The sequence below is a fragment of the Actinoplanes sp. NPDC051405 genome, from assembly GCF_055586185.1.
The window spans coordinates 159,866-177,694 of sequence record NZ_JBVJIR010000014.1; the positions used below are offsets into that span (position 1 = coordinate 159,866).

22 protein-coding genes are annotated in these 17,829 nt (G+C 72.1%); 10 read left to right on the forward strand and 12 right to left on the reverse strand.

The genetic code is table 11. The features are described 5' to 3' along the window. Window positions 1–188 precede the first annotated feature (188 nt). Window positions 189–686, forward strand: coding sequence for a cupin domain-containing protein (locus ACZ6S4_RS28460; protein ID WP_465477830.1), 498 nt, complete (start codon window positions 189–191; stop codon window positions 684–686). Here ACZ6S4_RS28460 and ACZ6S4_RS28465 read toward each other — a convergent pair. Further along, on the reverse strand, window positions 683–1,435 hold the full coding sequence (locus tag ACZ6S4_RS28465; protein ID WP_465477831.1) for an SDR family NAD(P)-dependent oxidoreductase: 753 nt from the start codon (window positions 1,433–1,435) through the stop codon (window positions 683–685). The two genes, ACZ6S4_RS28460 and ACZ6S4_RS28465, sit on opposite strands and share 4 nt — an antisense overlap. 73 nt (window positions 1,436–1,508) lie before the next feature. Here ACZ6S4_RS28465 and ACZ6S4_RS28470 point away from each other — a divergent pair, with 73 nt between their 5' ends. From ACZ6S4_RS28470 to ACZ6S4_RS28485, 4 genes are all read left to right on the forward strand, one after another. Beyond that, the gene (locus tag ACZ6S4_RS28470) at window positions 1,509–1,901 is read left to right on the forward strand and encodes a winged helix-turn-helix transcriptional regulator (RefSeq protein ID WP_465477832.1); all 393 of its coding nucleotides are present in this window, start codon (window positions 1,509–1,511) and stop codon (window positions 1,899–1,901) included. 59 nt (window positions 1,902–1,960) lie between these two features. Beyond that, the gene (locus tag ACZ6S4_RS28475; RefSeq protein ID WP_465477833.1) at window positions 1,961–2,386 is read left to right on the forward strand and encodes an NUDIX domain-containing protein; all 426 of its coding nucleotides are present in this window, start codon (window positions 1,961–1,963) and stop codon (window positions 2,384–2,386) included. A 99-nt stretch (window positions 2,387–2,485) separates the two neighbouring features. Further along, complete coding sequence (locus tag ACZ6S4_RS28480; protein WP_465477834.1) at window positions 2,486–2,794, forward strand: hypothetical protein; 309 nt, start codon at window positions 2,486–2,488, stop codon at window positions 2,792–2,794. A 148-nt stretch (window positions 2,795–2,942) separates the two neighbouring features. Continuing rightward, on the forward strand, window positions 2,943–3,380 hold the full coding sequence (locus ACZ6S4_RS28485; RefSeq protein ID WP_465477835.1) for a hypothetical protein: 438 nt from the start codon (window positions 2,943–2,945) through the stop codon (window positions 3,378–3,380). Here the strand turns inward: ACZ6S4_RS28485 and ACZ6S4_RS28490 are convergent. Together ACZ6S4_RS28490 and ACZ6S4_RS28495 are read right to left on the reverse strand one after the other, a co-directional pair. After that, window positions 3,377–3,940, reverse strand: coding sequence for a hypothetical protein (locus ACZ6S4_RS28490; RefSeq protein ID WP_465477836.1), 564 nt, complete (start codon window positions 3,938–3,940; stop codon window positions 3,377–3,379). The two genes, ACZ6S4_RS28485 and ACZ6S4_RS28490, sit on opposite strands and share 4 nt — an antisense overlap. Before the next feature lie 190 nt (window positions 3,941–4,130). Next, window positions 4,131–4,613: a MarR family winged helix-turn-helix transcriptional regulator gene (locus ACZ6S4_RS28495; RefSeq protein WP_465477837.1), complete on the reverse strand. Its 483-nt coding sequence runs from the start codon at window positions 4,611–4,613 to the stop codon at window positions 4,131–4,133. A gap of 104 nt (window positions 4,614–4,717) precedes the next feature. On the opposite strand from ACZ6S4_RS28495, the gene ACZ6S4_RS28500 reads away from it, so the two are divergent. Next, the gene (locus ACZ6S4_RS28500) at window positions 4,718–5,074 is read left to right on the forward strand and encodes a nuclear transport factor 2 family protein (RefSeq protein ID WP_465477838.1); all 357 of its coding nucleotides are present in this window, start codon (window positions 4,718–4,720) and stop codon (window positions 5,072–5,074) included. A 25-nt stretch (window positions 5,075–5,099) separates the two neighbouring features. Here the strand turns inward: ACZ6S4_RS28500 and ACZ6S4_RS28505 are convergent, their stop codons facing one another. Next, the gene (locus ACZ6S4_RS28505) at window positions 5,100–5,798 is read right to left on the reverse strand and encodes an SDR family NAD(P)-dependent oxidoreductase (RefSeq protein ID WP_465477839.1); all 699 of its coding nucleotides are present in this window, start codon (window positions 5,796–5,798) and stop codon (window positions 5,100–5,102) included. 103 nt (window positions 5,799–5,901) lie between these two features. Here ACZ6S4_RS28505 and ACZ6S4_RS28510 point away from each other — a divergent pair, with 103 nt between their 5' ends. Further along, entirely contained in the window at window positions 5,902–6,864 is a 963-nt protein-coding gene (locus ACZ6S4_RS28510; protein ID WP_465477840.1) for a helix-turn-helix domain-containing protein, read from the forward strand. Here ACZ6S4_RS28510 and ACZ6S4_RS28515 read toward each other — a convergent pair. After that, the gene (locus ACZ6S4_RS28515) at window positions 6,816–7,064 is read right to left on the reverse strand and encodes a hypothetical protein (RefSeq protein WP_465477841.1); all 249 of its coding nucleotides are present in this window, start codon (window positions 7,062–7,064) and stop codon (window positions 6,816–6,818) included. The two genes, ACZ6S4_RS28510 and ACZ6S4_RS28515, sit on opposite strands and share 49 nt — an antisense overlap. Window positions 7,065–7,155: 91 nt before the next feature. Between ACZ6S4_RS28515 and ACZ6S4_RS28520 the strand changes: the two genes are divergently transcribed. Continuing rightward, window positions 7,156–7,491 (forward strand): VOC family protein, encoded by a 336-nt coding sequence (locus ACZ6S4_RS28520; RefSeq protein WP_465477842.1) that lies wholly within the window; start codon window positions 7,156–7,158, stop codon window positions 7,489–7,491. Here ACZ6S4_RS28520 and ACZ6S4_RS28525 read toward each other — a convergent pair. From ACZ6S4_RS28525 to ACZ6S4_RS28555, 7 genes are all read right to left on the reverse strand, one after another. Beyond that, window positions 7,478–8,407, reverse strand: coding sequence for a serine hydrolase domain-containing protein (locus tag ACZ6S4_RS28525; RefSeq protein ID WP_465477843.1), 930 nt, complete (start codon window positions 8,405–8,407; stop codon window positions 7,478–7,480). The genes ACZ6S4_RS28520 and ACZ6S4_RS28525 overlap by 14 nt on opposite strands. A gap of 9 nt (window positions 8,408–8,416) precedes the next feature. Then, window positions 8,417–9,025: a hypothetical protein gene (locus tag ACZ6S4_RS28530; RefSeq protein ID WP_465477844.1), complete on the reverse strand. Its 609-nt coding sequence runs from the start codon at window positions 9,023–9,025 to the stop codon at window positions 8,417–8,419. Between the two features lie 127 nt (window positions 9,026–9,152). Then, on the reverse strand, window positions 9,153–10,367 hold the full coding sequence (locus ACZ6S4_RS28535; RefSeq protein ID WP_465477845.1) for a cellulose-binding protein: 1,215 nt from the start codon (window positions 10,365–10,367) through the stop codon (window positions 9,153–9,155). 229 nt (window positions 10,368–10,596) lie between these two features. Beyond that, window positions 10,597–11,553, reverse strand: coding sequence for an Acg family FMN-binding oxidoreductase (locus tag ACZ6S4_RS28540; RefSeq protein WP_465477846.1), 957 nt, complete (start codon window positions 11,551–11,553; stop codon window positions 10,597–10,599). A gap of 33 nt (window positions 11,554–11,586) precedes the next feature. Then, entirely contained in the window at window positions 11,587–12,570 is a 984-nt protein-coding gene (locus ACZ6S4_RS28545) for an Acg family FMN-binding oxidoreductase (RefSeq protein ID WP_465477847.1), read from the reverse strand. A 105-nt stretch (window positions 12,571–12,675) separates the two neighbouring features. Beyond that, window positions 12,676–14,343, reverse strand: coding sequence for a GAF domain-containing sensor histidine kinase (locus ACZ6S4_RS28550; protein WP_465477848.1), 1,668 nt, complete (start codon window positions 14,341–14,343; stop codon window positions 12,676–12,678). After that, on the reverse strand, window positions 14,324–15,196 hold the full coding sequence (locus tag ACZ6S4_RS28555) for a universal stress protein (RefSeq protein ID WP_465477849.1): 873 nt from the start codon (window positions 15,194–15,196) through the stop codon (window positions 14,324–14,326). Before ACZ6S4_RS28555 ends, ACZ6S4_RS28550 begins: the two co-directional genes overlap by 20 nt. A gap of 134 nt (window positions 15,197–15,330) precedes the next feature. On the opposite strand from ACZ6S4_RS28555, the gene ACZ6S4_RS28560 reads away from it, so the two are divergent. Beyond that, window positions 15,331–16,395 (forward strand): DUF4872 domain-containing protein, encoded by a 1,065-nt coding sequence (locus ACZ6S4_RS28560; RefSeq protein WP_465477850.1) that lies wholly within the window; start codon window positions 15,331–15,333, stop codon window positions 16,393–16,395. Window positions 16,396–16,505: 110 nt separating this feature from the next. Beyond that, entirely contained in the window at window positions 16,506–17,825 is a 1,320-nt protein-coding gene (gene nhaA / locus ACZ6S4_RS28565; protein WP_465477851.1) for a Na+/H+ antiporter NhaA, read from the forward strand. Window positions 17,826–17,829: the final 4 nt, after the last annotated feature.

Sequence of the window (17,829 nt, forward strand, 5' to 3'; positions counted from 1 at the left end):
GGGTTGGGCGGTTTTCCTTTACACCCGAGGAGAGAGATATAGGCCCGCGTTTTACCCCCCCCCCCCCCCCCCCCCCCCCCCCCCCCCCCCCCCCCCCCCCCCCCCCCCCCCCCCCCCCAACCGTCCACCCGCAAGCGAACCGATGAATCCGCTGGCCGCCAAGGAGAAGGATGCGGTAAGCACATCAAATGACGACACCAAAACCATTGACCGTGGTCCACCCAGGAGCCGGCCGCAAAGGCGAACTAGGCGACATCGGCGTGCATTTCAAGCTCTGGGGCGAGGACACCGGCGGCGCCCTGGCGATCGTCGAGCACCCGTTCCCGGTAGGCGCGCTGGTTGCACCCCACATGCACACCCGCGAGGACGAATACTCGATCGTCACCGAGGGCGAGATCGGCTTCCGCTCAGGCGACCGCGAGGTGGTACTCGGCCCCGGCGGCTACATCACCAAACCTCGAGGCGAACTGCACGCGATGTGGAACGCCGGCACGGTCCCGGCCCGGATGATCGAGATCATCACCCCGGCCGGCTTCGAGCACTTCTTCCGCGAGGTGGCCGAGCTGATCGCGGCCGGACCCGCCGCGGCCGAGGAGGGCGGCGACCTCGCGGAGCGCTACGGCCTGCAGTTCGGCGACCCGGAGTGGCTGCCGGAGATCGTCGAACGCTTCGGCCTGACCACCTAGACGTGCACAGAGTCAGCCCCGAGGGCGTTGAAGGTCGCCTCCGAACCGTCCCGGCCTGCCGACAGCTCCCAGGCGGTGTCGGCGATCGTGTCCGGGTCGAGCGTGGGCAAACCGGCGGCTACGGCCGGCCCGACCGCGGCGACGGCGTGCCGGTGGATGTCGCCACGCTCGACGAGCCCGCCGATGACCAGCGCCCCCGCGTAGACACCGGTGCCGACCAGGGCGGCGTTCACGCTCAGGGCGTACGTACGCAGCGCCGCCGACGCGACCGCGAGGGCGCCCATGCCGGGCAGCGGAACGACGGCACCCAGGCCCGCGACATACAGCAGCGTGCCGCTGCGACGTTCGAGCATGCCGGGCAGCACCAGCGCGGTGAGGTCAACGGCGGGACGGACGAAGGTGTGCACCGCCGCCGACACGTCATCCGGCGCCGCCTGCAGGATCGGCGCCGGTCGCGCGGTCGGGTCAGCGGCGCCCGGTCCGTAGTACACGGCACCGATCGGGCCGAGCTGCTCGCTCGTGGCGGTGACGGCGGCGCGTACCTGGTCGGGCTGGGTGATGTCGGCAGCAACGGCGATCGCGGTGATGCCGTCCTGACGCAGCGAGGCCAGGTAGGACTCGTGCCGGTCCGGGTGGCGTGACAGCAGGGCGACCGGATGTCCCTCACGGCCGAACCGCCGGGCGACGGCAAGACCGAGCCCCGGCCCCACGCCGGCGATGAGCATGCTGGGAATGTGTGCTGTGGGCACGTACGCCTCCTCTGTCATGGTGGACAGGTGTCACTGTCGCGGCTCTGTGATCCGTACGAAAGAAGGCACTTGAATGTCTGGTGGGAACACCGCTGTTCCTTCGCTGGTCGAGACGCCCCTGGCCAAGCAGGTGCCGGTCGCGGAATACGTGGCGTGCCCGGTCACCGGGCTCTTCCACCGCCTCGGCGACAAGTGGTCGCTGCTGACCCTGGTGCTCCTCGGCGAGCGACCGCACCGCTTCAACGAACTGCACCAGCGGATAGAGGGCGTCAGCCAGCGAATGCTGACCCGAACATTGCGGGCGCTGGAGTCCGACGGGCTCGTGCTCCGCACGGTCCACCCGACCGTGCCGCCCTCTGTGGAGTACGCCTTGACTACGTCGGGGCAGGCGTTGCTCGGCCCACTCTCACAGGTCGCGAACTGGGCGGTCGAGCATCAGGCCACCGTGACGACCCTTGTTCGTTGATTGCGCCGGTCCGCTTTCACGGCACAGCGTCGCTTCGCGAGGGGTGGCAGGATGCGCCCGTGTCGATCTCCGCGGAAGAATCGCCCAAGGCTCGCGTCGTCGCAGCGTTGCTGCTGGACGGCAGCCGGGTCCTGCTTTGTCACCGATCTCCCCACCGCCGTTGGTATCCCGACGTCTGGGATCTGCCCGGCGGCCACGTGGAGCCTGGAGAACTGCCTGGCACGGCACTGGCCCGAGAGCTCCGAGAGGAACTGGGCATCGACATCGCGACGCCGTCGGGGCCGCCCGCGCACGAAGTTCATGCCGACACGGCTGACATGCAGATCTGGGTGATCGAAGCGTGGACAGGGTCTCCGGTCAACGCGGCGCCGGACGAGCATGATGCCATCGAGTGGTTCACGGAAGACGCACTCGTAGGTTTGGCATTGGCTCATGACAGCTACCTCGCGATGTTCAGCCGGATCCTTGCCGACCGCCGGGCGTGAACATCCTCGCGGACAATTCACATGCGAGCCGCGATGAGTAGCAGTGACGACCGCATCGGCGTCACTTCACGGAGAGATGCCAGATGGACGTGGTCCAAGGTGAGCACGCTCCATGACATTCGTCCAGGACGAGGTGCCACATGTCAGGGTGAGATCCGTTCCTACACCTACCGCTACTACCCACCCTCCGACAGGCTTTACGAGCGCTGCGTCAGCCTGGCCTGGTGTTCCATCTGTCGCGAGTACTCGGGCGCGATGGCGCATGTGCCCCGGACCGAACACCTCACGGATGTTCTGGCCGAGCTACCGGTACCGGAGCGTGAACGCCTGGGGCGCAGCGAGGTGAAGCTGCTCGACTACCTGGACCGCCTCGCCCGGCGAGGAGCGCGGCCGGCTTCCCAGCCGTAGATACGCTCACTCGACCGATTTCACCGCTGGTCACACTCTCGCGAGCCAGCCCAGCTTTGTTGGCAGTACGGCCCACTCGACGGCAGCCGTACCGTCGCCAGGTTCGGTTCCCGGTTGCTTGACTTCGGCCCGGGCGAACTGGCGCCGGGTGCCAGCTACCGCTGGCGGCCCCGGGTTCGACGACCCGGCCGAGGAGGAAGAGGACTGGTCACCCTGGTGTGAATTCACGGTGTCCGCGAACGCGGTGGATTACCGCGGGCTGGGCGACGTCAGCCTGGAGACGTTGAACGAGCTCGGGCTGCGTCCCGACCGTGGTTACGCGGTCACCTTGACCCGCCGCCAGCAGCGCCTGCTGCGCGCCGGCACGAACGTGGCCCGGACCAACGCCCGGATGACGCTGACCGGGCCGCGCTGGACGGATCTTCTGCTCCAGCTGTCCGGATCAGCCTTCCTCGCGGACGAGGCCGCGATTGACGGCGACGACGCCGATCGGTCGCCGCCGGAAAGCGCGGCCCACCGTGCGCTGGTCGACACCATCTCCGTCGAACTGGGCGGCCCCCGGCATCCCGACTTCGGGTTCTCCTAGCGCGCCGGACGCGGCGATTCATGGTTGCCGCTGACCAGGAGGCCCGCAGTCAGCAGGACCAGAGCCGCCGTTCCGGCGTAGAGCCCCCAGCCGGGTCCTTGCCGGGACAGGACCGAAGCATCGTCCCGGTACAGCCGGTCCGGGTCGATCCCCGGATGGGTGAACGCCTCCCCGGGCCGGGCCACAGCGTCGACCGAGAGCTCCGCTCGCGGTGTCGGCGGCAGGGGCGGCAACGGCGGGATGGCCTGCCATTCAAGCACGGTCAGCACGGTCGGAGCCACGCTGACCAGGATCAGGACTCCGCGCAGCCAATCGGGTACGCCACCGGCGAGCACCCGCCATCCGGTCCAGACGACGGCGACGGCCAGCGCGAGACCTACCGCCGATGTCCACCGCTCGGGCCCTTGCCAGGCCGATACCGCGTCGAGCTGACTGCCGTGGTCATCGGCGAGCCGGCCGCCCGCCGCCAGCTCGAGCACCCACCATGGTCCGAAGCTGCTGGCCAGGATCAGTGCGCCGGCTACCGGAATCCACCAGGACCGCCATAGCGAATGGCTCATGGTCCGACGCTAACGGTGCAGCTGCACGGAGAGCGGCGGTTCGGCCAGGCGCCGTCCGACACCGACGAGGACGCGTTTGCCGCGCTCCAGGCCGGGGCGAGCGGCTTCCTGCGGCGCGACCGCGTGCAGGCCGTCGTCTTCGCGTACGAGTCAGGGCTGGTGCGGCCCGGCAGCGATCCCGGGTCCGTGGTCAGTCCGCCGCAGCAGGAGGCGCGAGGTGACGCTGGAGGGTCTCCATGATCTCGGCCAACGCTTCCAGCTGCGGCACGGTCAGCACGTCGGCGAAATGCTCCCGGACTGCCCGCGAGTGACCCTTGGCCGCGTTCAGGAAGACCCTGCGACCCTCGTCGGTCAGGTGGACCTCCGCGACGCGGTTGTCGGCGTGGTGACGGACGCGCCGGATCAGGCCGCGGCGTTCCATCCGGGCCAGATGGTGCGACAGCCGGGACTGCTCCCAGCCGATCAGGTCGGCCAGCTCGGTCGAACGACACGGCCGGTCACCGCGCTCGTGCAGGGTCACCAGCACGGGATAGTCGCTGCCGGTGAGCCCGGAGTCCGCCATCAGCAGCTGGTCGAGACGCCGCCGCAGCAGGGGCGTGGTCTCGATGAGCCCGCGCCAGGCCCTCAGCTCGACCGGGTCCAGGCTCCCGGTTCCCGCCGCCTCGTCCACCACCGCACGAACCTACCGCAGCCACCCTACCGATTGCATGACGCGTCATATATCGTCGGCACCGGTACGCGCCCGAGCCGGGCGCGCCGGCCGGAGGGAAGTGCACGATGGCGACGATCGAGCAGCTCATGCAGGCGAACCTGCTGGAGGTCTTCAACGAGCGGGACGGCGAACGCCGCCGGGCCGCGATTGCCCGCACGTACGCTCCCGGCGTGCGCTTCGCCGACCCCGAGGAGACGGTGGAGGGCCACGACGCGCTGGACGCGAAGGCGCAGAAGATCCTGGACGACGCGCCGGGCTTCGTCTTCGTGGCCGACGGCCCGGTGCGCGTCACCCAGGACCTCGGCTACCTCGCGTGGAGCTTCGGCCCCGAGCGCGCCGCACCCGTGGTCCGCGGCGCCGACATCGCGCTGGTCGCCGACGGCCTGATCACCTCGGTCCACACCCTGCTGCTCACCGACTGAGGTCGCCCGCCGGCGGTCCGGCGGTTCAGGACCAGGCGATCTCACCGGTACGGTCGACGAAACGCCCGGAACCGTGGCCCGGCCCCTCAGTGGCGAGGCCGACGACGGCGTCGGTGCCCTCGGTGACGGTCTGCGGGCCGCTGTTGCCGTTGAGATCCGTGGCTGTGTAACCCGGGTCGGCGGCGTTGATGCGGATGCCGGTCAGCGACTTGGCGTACTGGGTCGTGAGCATGGTGAGCGCTGCCTTGGACGCCGTGTACGCGGGTGCGATCGCCTGGGACTCGGCGCGCGACGGATCATGCGTGGCGGCCAGCGAGCCCATCGAGCTGCTGACGTTGACGATGACCGGATCGGCCGAGCGTCGCAGCAGCGGCAGGAACGCCGTGGTGGTCCGCACCACGCCGACGACGTTGACGTCGAGCACGTTCAGGATGTCCGTACCCGTAAGGCCGCTCGGGTCACCGTGCGGGCCGGCCACGCCGGCGTTGTTGATCAACACATCGACAGTGCCTTCGTGCTGCTCGATGTCGGCGGCCGCCGCGGCCACCGACTCGTCGTCCGTGACATCGATCTGCACAAAGCGGGCGCCGAGTTTCGCGGCCGCCGCGGTCCCGGCCTTCGCGTCGCGAGCGCCGAGCAGCACAGTGTGGCCGTGGGCGATGAGGCGGCGGGCGGTCTCGTAGCCGAGGCCCTTGTTGGCCCCGGTGATGAAAGTGATCGTCATGCGCCCATGGTTTGCCCGCGCCGCGACGTGCGCCAGGGAAGGCCCGACGGTAGGAAAACGGCTACCACCCCTGGGTGCCGGGCCGCGAGGCACAATCGGTGCCATGACCGCTCACGGGACGGAGTTCGGCGCCACCGTGCGCGCCTGGCGCGACCGGCTCACGCCGTCCGCGGTGGGCCTGCCGAGCGGCCGTTCGCGCCGCGCGAGCGGGCTGCGCCGGGAGGAACTCGCCGAACTCGCCGGAATCTCGGTCGACTACGTCGTGCGGCTGGAACAGGGCCGGTTCACCACACCCTCGGCGCAGGTGGTCGCCGCGCTCGCCCGGGCCCTGCAACTCACGAACGCGCAGCGGGACCATCTGTACCGGCTGGCGGGGCTCGTCCCGCCGGCCGACGGCGAGATCTCCGACCACATTCCGCCGGGCGTCCAGCGCGTCCTGAACCGCCTCGGCGACGCGGCCGTCGGCGTCTTCGCCGCCGACTGGCAGCTGATCTGGTGGAACCGCGGCTGGGCGGCCCTGCTCGGCGACCCGTCGTCGGCACCACGGGAACGTCGCAACTTCGCCCGCGACACCTTCCCGGTCGGCGGCGACCGGCCCCGCTTGTCGCAATGGCCGGTGATCTCGTACGCCCCCGACGCGGTCGACGCCGCCATCGTGTCCGACCTGCGCCGCGCAACCGGCCGCTTCCCGAACGACACCCGGCTGACCACCCTGATCCGCTCACTCACCGAGGGCAACAAACGCTTCGCCGAACTATGGGCCGCCGGCGCAGTCGGCACCCACCGCGAGGACCACAAAGTCGTCCAGCACCCAACGGTCGGCCCGATCGAAGTCGACTGCGACGTCATGACCGACGGCGAGGCCGAGCTCAAAATCGTGATCCTGACCGCAGCCCCCGAAACCACCGACGAGACCAGACTCCGCCTGGCCCTCCTCTCCGGCGTCCATGACCCCGCACCCGACTCCCGCGAACACGCAGACGCAGACGCAGATGCCCAAGCGAGGTCCGCGTCCGGTCAGCGACTGGCCTCGGGCGACGGCAAGGCGGCGAACTCCCACGGCTGAGGCCCGAACAGGTCCGTGCACGCCGCGACAATGCTGAGCCGGGCGTCCTCCAGCTGTCGCAGTTCGGGCGCCATCTCGGCAGCGGTCGCCTCCTGCACGACGAAGAGGTCGAGGGCCTGCTTGCCGATCGGAACCAGCCGCTCACCAGCCTCCTGAAGCGCCGGATCCTCCGACAAGATGGCGCGTTGTGACGCGGCCACGCGGCCGAAAATGATGGTGTGCAGGTCGCCGGCGGCCTGTTCCTCGGTTGCGCCGGCCCGCGCGAGAAGTGCGGATCATGGCAGGAGGCTAGTGCACGCCCCAATTCTGAGCGCGACCACCAGCCTGTCCTCGTCGGCGACCGAGGTCGGCAACAGCCGGCAGCAGGACGACGGGAGCGGGGCCACGTTCGTCCACCCCGGCCCCGTCGCTGTCTGCGTGGACCTCGTCGCCTCCCGGAAACCCAAGACGGCGAAGACCCGGGTGCACGTCGACCTCGCCACCACCTCGGCGGCCCACCAGGCGGAGCTGGTCACGCGCCTGATGGTGCTCGGCGCGACACCGGCCGACATCGGCCAGGGCGACGTTCCCTGGACGGTTCTGGCCGGCCCGGAAGGCAACGAGTTCTGTCTCCTCACCCCCAGCTGAGCGCGAGGCCGAACAGGGGAGTGAGGGCTGTGGCGTCGGTCGACTCGGAGTTGCTGAGCACCACGATCCGGCAGTCCAGCCCGGGCACGCAGGCGTCGAAGGCGCGGAAGCCGGGGTTCTCGCCGGAGTGGTGGAACCATGCGTGGCCGCCCGTCGATCCGACGAACCAGCCGTAACCGTAACCGCGGGCGTCCTCCGCACCGCCCGTCGGAGCCTGCTCGCTGAGCATGGCCGTGCGGTACCGGTCGCCGAGCACCCGCCCCGCGCGCAGGCCGTCGATCCAGGTGAGCAGGTCGGCGGCGGTGGACCAGATGTCGCCGGCACCCATGCCCGTCACGTCCAGCTCCCACGACAGGACCGGGCCGCCGTCCCGGCCGTGCCCGCGGGCGATGTCCGGGCGGTCACCCGGGGCGCCGGCGAACGTGTCGGCCAGGCCGAGCGGGCCGAAGATCTCCTCGGCGAGGAACTTCCGGTACGGGCTTCCGGCGGCCTGCTGCACGACGTGCGCGAGGAGCACGTACGCCGGGCTGCTGTAGTGCCAGCCGGCGCCGGGCCGGAACAGCGGTGGCACGTCGTGGAAGGTCTTGAGCAGTTCGGCCGGCTCCAGCCGCTCGGCCGGGTCGATCATCGGGTGGTCCGGCCAGTGGCCCAGCCCGGAGGTGTGGGTCAGCAGGTGGTGCAGCGTGATGTCCTGCCACGACGATGGGCAGCCGCCGAGCCGGCGCCCGATGGGGTCGTCCAGGCCGAGCATGCCGCGCTCGGCCAGCAGCAGGACCGCCGCGGCGGTGAACTGCTTGCTCACCGACGCGATCTGGAACCGGGTGCGGGCGGTGCAACCCTCGCTGACGGTTTCGGCGACCGTGTCGCCGCCGCGGCGGATCAGGACGGAGCCGGGGATCGGCGGCACGGTGGGCATCCGCCGACCCTAGCGGCCCCGATGCCCGCCGAGCTGCCCCGCGACGTGCTTCTCGATGGCCGCGAGGGCGTTGTCGTCGAGCTGATGGTCGGTGCGCATCCGGTCGGCCAGGATCCGGATGGGGTCGTGCCGGGGACTGTCGGCCAGGACGTACGTGCGCAGGTGCAGCAGCCGCGGGCCTGCTCCGGCCCGTACCGGATGCACCGCCGTCAGGGCCGCCCGGGTGACCGCCTCGATGTCCGCGCCGTCCACCGTGCCGGCCGGCAGGCCGCCGGGGCCGTCCGGATCGGCCCCGTGCCGGCCGGCGCAGCAGAACAGCACGGGCAGCCGGTCGTCGATCGCCTGGCCCAGGCTGGTGGCCAGCCCGGGCGCCGTCTCGTCGCCGACGAAGCACACCGTCACCGCCGGCCGGTGCCGCCGGACGTCGTCGTGCGCGAGCTCCACGGCCAGGACCGGGCCGTCGGCCACGGTGTCACCCGGGCCGAGCGCGGACCGCAGGCCCACCGTGATCGCCTCCTCGCCGCGGTGAGCGGCGTCCTGGTCGCCGCCGCGCAGCAGCAGCATCCGGTGCAGGAGGTCGGTGCGTTGGGCCGCTGTCGCCGGATGTCTTCCGGTCATCGTGGACACCTCCGTCGGTGCGTCCCCCTGAGTGTCGTCGTCCGGCCGGGCGCGGAACAGGGGCGGAAGGCCCGCGAAATGCACGGAGCCGGGCCCCGCCGGGGAGACCGCCGGACCCGGCCGCTGGTCACGGCGTCACGGGCCGGCCGCCGAGGGTCACCGCGAGGCGCCCGTCGGCGGCGAAGGACCAGGCCAGCGCGCCGCTGAGCGCGGCGCACCGGGATCCGTCGGTGCCCGACCAGAACTGGTTCGAGCTGTCGGCGTCGCCGATGATCCGGTCGTTGGTGCCGCTGCCGCTGCGGCAGGAGACGTTGTTGCGGAACACCGAGGTGCCCGCGTCGAAGTTGAAGTTGCGCTCGGTGTTGTCGATGCTGATGTTGTTGCTGATCGTCATCGCACCCGGGTTGCTGTTGTACGTGAACCCGTGCTTGCCGTTGCGGAACGCGATGCTGCGCCGCACGATGTGGTTGACCTTGATGTCCTCGCCGCCCAGCTTGTAGCCGTTGCGGTCGCCGTTGCCGGCCTGGCCGCCGTTGCTCAGCGTGCCGTTGCTGTAGGCCAGGGAGTCCTCGATGGTGACCACGCCGATCGGCCCGGTGTCGGTCTTGGTGTAGAGGTCCCAGCCATCGTCGATGTTGTTGTGCGACACGGCGTAGCGGAAGACGTTGCCCGAGCCGACCGTGAGCTTCGCGGCGAAACCGTCGGCGTCCTCACCGTCGGAGTCCGCGTTGTCGTGCGACTCCGCGCTCAGGATCAGGTTGTTGGCCGGCCACTGGCTGTTCGGGGTGTCCGAGGCGATCCGGGACAGCTGCAGCCCGGTGTCACGGTTGAACCGGGTGATCGTGCGTTCGAGGATGTTGTTGCTGCCCCCGACGAAGATGCCGTTGTCGCCGGCCCGCTCCACGATGATGCCCGACACGTGCCAGAACGAGCCGTTGACGGCCAGCCCACGGTTCGCCGGATCCTCGGCCATGGCCGCGAAGTTCAGCACCGGCGTCTCACCCGGGTACGCCGACAGCTTCTTGCGGGCGCCGGCGGTGCCGTTGTTGCCCGGCGCGATGGTGACCGTCTGCGAGAAGGCGTAGGTGCCGCCGCGCAGGTAGATCGTCCCACCGGCCGCGACCCGGGTGATCGCCGAGACCAGGCTGGTCGGGCTCACCTGGGTGCCGGCCGCGCTCGCGCTGCCGTTGGGTGCCACGTAGAGCACGTCGCTCGTGGTGGGCGGCGGGGTGGTGGGCGGCGGGGTGGTCGGCGTCGGACTCGACGGCGGCGGAGTGGCCGGGCCGGTCGGTGACGGCGTGCCGCCGCCTCCGGTGGTGACCGTGACGTCGTCGAAGGTCACAAATGGACACCGCCGGCAAGTGCGCAGGGCGTGGCAAACGGGCCGTCGATCTGCCACGGGAAACGGCATGAGTATGGTGCGTCACCGCAGCGTGCGACACATCCTCAGGAGTGCTCCGGCGGTCTCCGGGGACGGTTGTTTCCGTGAGGGAATCCTCACCCGCCAATATATGAGAGTCAATAAATATGATGTGCAGGTTTGTTGCACAGCGGTCCGGCCGAATGGCTTTTCAGTCCCCGATGAGGACCTCCTCGAGGGGCCGGCGACGGCTCGGGCTGCCGGGCCGGCCGTAGCCGATCCGCAGAGCCATCTGCGGCATCCCGGCGCGGCCGAGTGACCGGCGCAGCTGATCGCGGGCAGCCGGCACCTCGATCGGCTGCGAGATCATCGAGCAGGCCAGGCCCGCGTCGGTGACCGTCAGCAGCACCCGCTGCAACGCCTGGCCGGCGATGAGCTGATCGTGCGGGCGGTCGCCCGCCGTGCCCAGGATCGCTACCAGCGGCTCCGGCTCGAAGTCACGGCCGGGTGCCCGCCGGCGGTCGGAGAAGGCACGCTGGGGCAGCAGATCCTGCGGCTCCGGCACCGGGGCGCCGGCCGGTACGGCGACACCGTCGGGTGCCTCGTCGGCATGCGTCCAGGTCGACATCTCGGCCTGGTAGGTCAGGTCGCGCCGCAGCACCCGGTCGGCGCTCTGCGCGATCTCGGCGAAGCCGCTCAGCGCGGTCATCCCGACCAGCAGGTCCAGCCAGCCGGACTCCTCGCGGGCGGCGTCCACCAGCCGCTGCCGCACGTCGGGCGGCACGGGGTCGGGCCAGAACGGCCGGCGGTTGCTGTACCGGCGGGGGACGGCCGCGGCGAGGTCGGTCTCGGTGTACGTGGCCGGTCGGCGGGGACCGGGCGTGAGCCGGGCGAGCAGCTCCGGCGCGGTGCGGTCGGGGCAGAGCACGACCTCGGCCGGAGTGCCCGCGACGGCCAGCGCCAGCCGGGCGTTGGTGACGGCGGCACCGCAGGCGATCCGTACGGCCCAGCCGGTGCTGTCCGCCACCGCGAGTTGCCGTTGCTGGTCCGCCAGCACCTCGATGGCACCGGCCCGCAGCCGGAAGCGCCAGGGCTGGCTGTTGTGCAGCGAGGGCGCCCGGACCGCCGCGGCGGCGGCGCGCCGCAGGTCGGCGTGGTCGTAGGTCATCACGGCAGGTCCCTTTCCGGACGGTCGGGTCGCTTACTGCTCGATGCGGATGATCTCCGCCGGGGAGCGGCGGGCCTGCGGCGGCAGCGGTTCGCGGTCGATCGGGTAGCCGAGCCGGACGGCGATGTAGGGCTCGCCGAGGTCCGACAGCAGGCTGGTGAGCAGATGCCGCGTCCAGGCGACCTCGACCGCCTCGCTCAGCGGCGCGGTGGCCAGCCCGTCTGCCGTGGCCAGCAGCAGCAGCGCGGACAGGGCCTCACCGCCGCGCAGCAGGTCGGCGGGCCGGTCCGTCATCCCGAAGACGATCACGTAGGCGGCGCCCTTGTCGATGCCCGCGCCGGCGCTCAGGCCCGGGTTGCCCGCGGGGGCGAAATCGCGCACCGGCACCCGCCGCAGAGCCGGCTCCACCGCCGTCTCGGGCGACACGCCGTCGCCGCGCCACTGCGGCCGGTTCGTCCAGCGGTCCAGCTCCTCGCGGTAGGCCGGATCGTCCTGCTCGGCGCCGGCCGCCCGCTCGGTCGAGACGGCCAGCACCGGCACCTGATCGGCCGGCACGACGTGCAGGTAGGCGCCTTCGGCCTCGACGAACCGGCGCAGCTTGGTCAGCGTCTGCTCGGACACCGGCTGGTCACCGAAGGGGCGCCGGTCGGTGCGGCGGCGGCTGACGGCCGCCGCCATCCGCTGGGCCTCCGGGTCGGCCGGGACGGCGTGCCCCAGCCGTACGCGGGCCAGCAACGTCGGCTGCGCGGGATCGGGCAACCGGTCCACCGTGCTGGTCCAGCCGGCCGCCGCCAGGGCCGTACGGGCGTGGTGCAACGCGGTGCCGCAGCTGAGCAGCAGCAGCCGTCCGTCGGGGTCGGTGGCGTCGAGCTGCCGGTCCGGGTCCGCGTGGAGCTCCATGCTGTCGCCGGCGATCCGCCACTGCCACGGCTGGGTGTTGAACACCGAGGGAGCGTGCCGGGACGCCTCGACGGCCGAAGCGAGCTGCCGGGTGGCCTGGGACAAGTGCGCGGTCATGGTGACCTCCTGGTCGGTTCCCCTCCACGATCGCGCCCGCCGGCCCGCCCCGATCAGGGCCGAAAGACCCGAACCACCCGGACTTCCGATCCCCCGGGGCGAGGCTCAGCCGCCGAGCGGGACCCGCCAGGTCACCACCGTGCCGCCCTCGTCGGCCGGGGTCACGGTGCAGCTGCCGCCCAGGTCGCCGGCGCGTTCGCTCATGTTGACCAGACCGCCGCGGGCCAGCGCCGGGTCCGTGCCGACGCCGTTGTCCTCGATCTGGAGGATCACCTCGCCGTCGGCCGCGCGTACCGAGACCCGGGCCGTGCCGGCCTGCGCGTGCCGGGCCACGTTCGACAGAGCCTCGCGCAGCACGGCCAGCAGCTCCGGCACCACGTCATCGGGCACCGCGCTGTCCACCGGCCCCGACACGTCCAGCGTCGGCCGGAAGCCCAGGGCCACGGTGGCCGCCTCGACCGCGTCGCGCAGCTCCGTGCGCAGCGAGCTGCCCACCGGGGCGCGCAGTTCGAAGATCGACCGGCGGATGTCGCGGATGGTGGCGTCCAGGTCGTCGACCGCCGCGTTGATCCGTTTGGCCGCCTCCGGGCGCAGCGCGTGCGGGGCGACACCCTGCAACTGCATTCCGGTGGCGAACAGCCGCTGGATCACGACGTCGTGCAGGTCCCGGGCGATGCGCTCACGGTCCTCCAGCACGACCAGCAGCTCGCGTTCCTCCTGCGCCCGGGCCCGTTCCAGGGCCAGGGCGGCCTGGCCCGCGAAGCTGGCCAGCAGCGTGGCGTCGTCCTCGCCGCCGGCGGCGGCGCCGGCGACGATCAGCACACCCTGCGGCATGTCGGCGCCGGCCAACGGCGCGGCCAGCACCGGACCCGACGGTACGGGCCCCGGCCAGTCAGCGACGCCGCCCAGCTCGGCATCGTCGGCATGCAACGCGTCCACGTCCACCGACAGCACCTTGCCGACCATCTCGTCCGCGCCGTCGGCGACCTCGATGGTGTAGCGGGACTCGTCCTCGCCGGCCAGCAGCACCAGCACGAGCCCGGCCTCGGTGATCTCGCGGGCGCGGCGGGCGATGAGCCGCAGCGCCTCGGTACGCCGGACCGTGCCGAGCAGCACCCCGGTGATCTCGGCGGCGGCCGACAGCCAGCGCTCGCGCCGCTGGGCCAGCGTGAACAGCCGCGCGTTGTCGATGGCGACCCCGGCCGCGGCCGCAAGGGCGACCATGATCTCCTCGTCGTCCTCGGTGAACTCGTCGGCGCCCTGCTTCTCGGCCAGATACAGGTTGCCGAAGATCTGGTCACGGGTGCGGACGGGGACGCCGAGGAAGCTGTGCATCGGCGGGTGGTTGGGCGGGAAGCCGTACGAGCGCGGGTGTTTCGTGATGTCGGGCAGGCGGACCGGCTGGGGGTCGGTGATCAGCAGGCCGAGGACGCCGCGGCCGTGCGGGAGGTCGCCGATCCTGGCGTGCGCGGCCGGGTCGATGCCGTGGGTGATGAAGTCGGAGAGCTGCCGGTCCGTGCCGATGATGCCCAGCGCGCCGTAGCGGGCGCCGGCCAGCGCGCAGGCCGACTCGACGATGCGCTGCAGGGTGCTGCGCAGGTCCAGGTCGGTGCCGATGCCGACCACGGCGTCCAGCAGAGCGCGCAGCCGTTCCCGGCTGGTGACCACCTCGCCGACCCGGACCAGCATCTCCTGCAGCAGCTCGTCGAGCCGGACCCGGGACAGCGGGGTCAGTCCCAGCGACGGCTGCTCGTTACCCTTGGGCGCGACCATTCGCTGATGCTATCGAGGCGACGGCGGCCGGCGGCGTTACCAGCACCGGGCAACCGGCGTGGTGCAGCAGATGCAGGCCGGTCGATCCGATCAGGGTGTTGACCATCGCGCTGTGGGTGGGTCGCCCGAGGACCACCAGGCGGGCGTTGTGCGACACCGCGACCAGCACGGCGCCGGCGTCGTCCGGCGACACCACCGCCTCCGCGTCCACCTGCGGATATTCGGCGCGCCAGGGGGCCAGCTGGTGCTCGAGGCGCTCGCGGGCGGCCGCGTCGAGGGTGACGATGCCGTCCTCGGCGACCGGGATGTCACCCACCCACAGCGGGGTCGGCGGGGCGTAGGTGCGCAGCACGGCGAGTGGGGCTCCGTGCCGGGCCGCCGTCGCGAAGGCTTCGTCCAGAACCGCGTCGTCGGTCGCCGAGCCGCAGACCCCGGCCACGATCGGCCCGCGGGCCGCGTCGGCCCGGCCGCGGACGACCACCACGGGCGCCCGCGCAAGGGTGGCGACCTGCTGACCGACGGAACCGAGCAGCAGGCTGGTGAAGCCGCCGCGGCCCCGGTGCCCGAGCACGACGAGGTCCACGTCCTCGAGGCCCAGCAGCGCCGGCACCGGTTCGCCGCGCAACGCCTCGGCGCCGATGACGACACCGGCCGCGGCGGACTGGGCGTGGCGGACGGCGGCGTCGAGCACCGCACCGGCCAGCAGCCGTTCGGCGGTCTCCCCGCTCTGGCCGTACGCGTACACGATGCGCAGGGGCACGCCCCGGCTCGCGGCCTCCACGGCGGCCCACCGTACGGCTGCCTCGCTGGTGGAGGTGCCGTCGGTGCCGACGGCGATTGACGATGTCGTCATGGCGGGTCTCCCTTCACCCGCCCTGATCGTGCGCGCGGCGGGCACCGGGCCGGCAGGGCGTGAGGTCCCGTCTCAGGCGGGACCTTCGGCCCCGGTGCGGCGACGGCGGGCAGTATGCTGTCGGCGGCGACTCCGTGCGCCGTACCCCCTTGCCGTCGACTCGCGCTCGCCGGGACCGCGGGCGAGTCGTACACGACGGCGCGCAGGCACGTCCTGGCCAAGGCCGGGCAAGGCAGCGAGCCGGCGCCCGGGGCACTGCCGGGCTATCCGGGGTTCGGCGGCGGCCAGCACCGCGAGAGCACCTGCTGGCCCAGGCCGGCCACATCGCGCCGCACACCGGAGCTCCCTACCCGGAGACCACGCTGGGCGGGCTGGCCGGCGGCATCGGCTTCCTGTACGCCGTGTTCGAGTACCGCGGTCTGCCACCGATCGTCACGATCGTGGCGCAGCACCATCCCGAGCCCTGGGCCCAAGCGGCGCTGGGCCGGCTGGACCTGCCGTTCGAGGTGCGCCACAGCGCCGGCGCCGAGGCGGCCGAGGAGGATCTGCGGGCGCTGCTGGCGGCGGGCCGGCCGGTGCACTGCGTGGTCGAGCGCGGCCGCCTGCCCGACCTCGCCGGGGCGATGCGCGCGGCGATCGCCACCACGGTGGCCCACCTGACCGGACCGGTGCTCGGCAACGCCTTCGACGTCAACATGGGCTTCTCCGGCATGGCGAAACCGGCGGCGCAGCTGCGCGACGAACGCACCAACAAGGCCTGGGCCCGCCGCTTCAGCGCGCCGGGAGCACTGGCTCTGGGCCTGCGCCGGCTCTACGAGTGCCTCGAGCTGGAGTACACCGCCCCGGGCGCCACCCGTCCGCTCTACGCGGACTTCCTCGACGAGGCGGCGACCGTGCTCGGCGAGCCGCGGCTGACCCGGGCGGCGGCGTTGTTCCGGGAGGCCGCCCAGCAGTGGTCCGCGGTGGCCGACCGGGCCGTCCGGGCCGCCGGACCGGTCGCCGACCTGCTCGAACAGCAGCTGTTCGGGCAGTTCACCGGGGCCGGCCCGGAGGCGCTGCGCGAGATCGCGGAACGGATCGCGGCGGTCGGTGTGGCCGATCCGAGAGCCGGGGAACCGGCGCTGCTCGCCGGCCTGGCCGACGGGGTGCAGGCGGCGTGCGCGGCCGAGACGGCGGCGGTGGAGCTCATGCGGTTGTGACGTTCGCCGTGTCGCCGGGCCCGGAAAGTTTGTGCGGCTAGACTCCCGGGCAGGTGCGCCGGGAAGTCTGGTCGGCAACGTCCGACCCGACCCCGGAAACAGGAGCGCCCATGACGCAGGAACCGCGCCGCGGCCCGCATCTTCTCGGCCGGGGATCCTGGCCCGAGGCCCGCCGCATCGCCGACATCCTGCGCAAGGAGACCATCGGCGGGATGCTGCTGCTGGCCGGGGCCGTGGCCGCGCTGATCTGGGCGAACTCCCCGTGGGGCGCCGGCTACGAAGCCCTGCGCGCTTTCACGGTAGGCCCCGAGGTGCTGCACCTCGACCTGTCGATGGCGACGTGGGCCGCCGACGGCCTGCTGGCGATCTTCTTCTTCGTCGCCGGTCTGGAGCTCAAGCGCGAGTTCGTCGCCGGCGACCTGCGCGACCCCCGGCGCGCGGCGGTGCCGATCGCCGCCGCCGTCGGTGGGGTGGTCGTGCCCGCGGTCATCTACGCCCTGGTCAACCTCTCGTCGGGTCAGGGCAGGGGCTGGGCGATCCCGACCGCGACCGACATCGCCTTCGCCCTCGCCGTGCTGGCGGTGATCGGCCGCTGCCTGCCGCAGGCGATGCGGACGTTCCTGCTGACCCTGGCGGTGGTCGACGACCTGCTCGCCATCGTCATCATCGCCGTCTTCTACACCTCGGACCTGGCCGTGCTGCCGCTGCTCGCCATGCTGGTGCCGCTGGCCGCGTTCACCGTGCTGGTGCAGCGGCGGGTGCGCTCGTGGTGGCTGCTGCTGCCGCTGGCCTTCGCCACGTGGACGCTGATGCACGCCTCCGGGGTGCACGCCACGGTCGCGGGGGTACTGCTCGGGTTCGCCGTACCGGTGCTGCGCAGCCGCCAGGCCGGCGGTCCCGAGGCCGGGCCGGGCCTGGCCGAGCACTTCGAGCACCGGTTCCGGCCGCTGTCCGCGGGCATCGCCGTACCGATCTTCGCGCTCATGTCGGCCGGCGTCGCGGTCGGCGGGCTCAGCGGCCTGGGGGCGGCCCTCAGCGATCCCGTCGCCGTGGGCATCGTGGCCGGGCTGGTGCTGGGCAAGCCGCTGGGCATCACCGGGGCGACCTGGGTGGTCACCCGGTTCACCCGGGCCCGGCTGGATGCCAGTTTCGCCTGGGTGGACGTGGTGGGGCTGGCCGTGCTCGGCGGTATCGGCTTCACCGTGTCGCTGCTCATCGGGGAACTGGCCTTCGGCCTCGGCAGCGACCTCGACGACCACGTCAAGGTGGCCGTGCTGACCGGCTCACTGGCCGCCGCAATGTTCGCCACGGTCATCCTGCGGGTGCGCAACCGCACCTACCGGCGCATCTACGAGGAGGAGAACGTCGACGCCGACCGTGACGACATCCCCGACGTGTACCAGCGCGACGAGGACGCGACCCCGGCATGACACA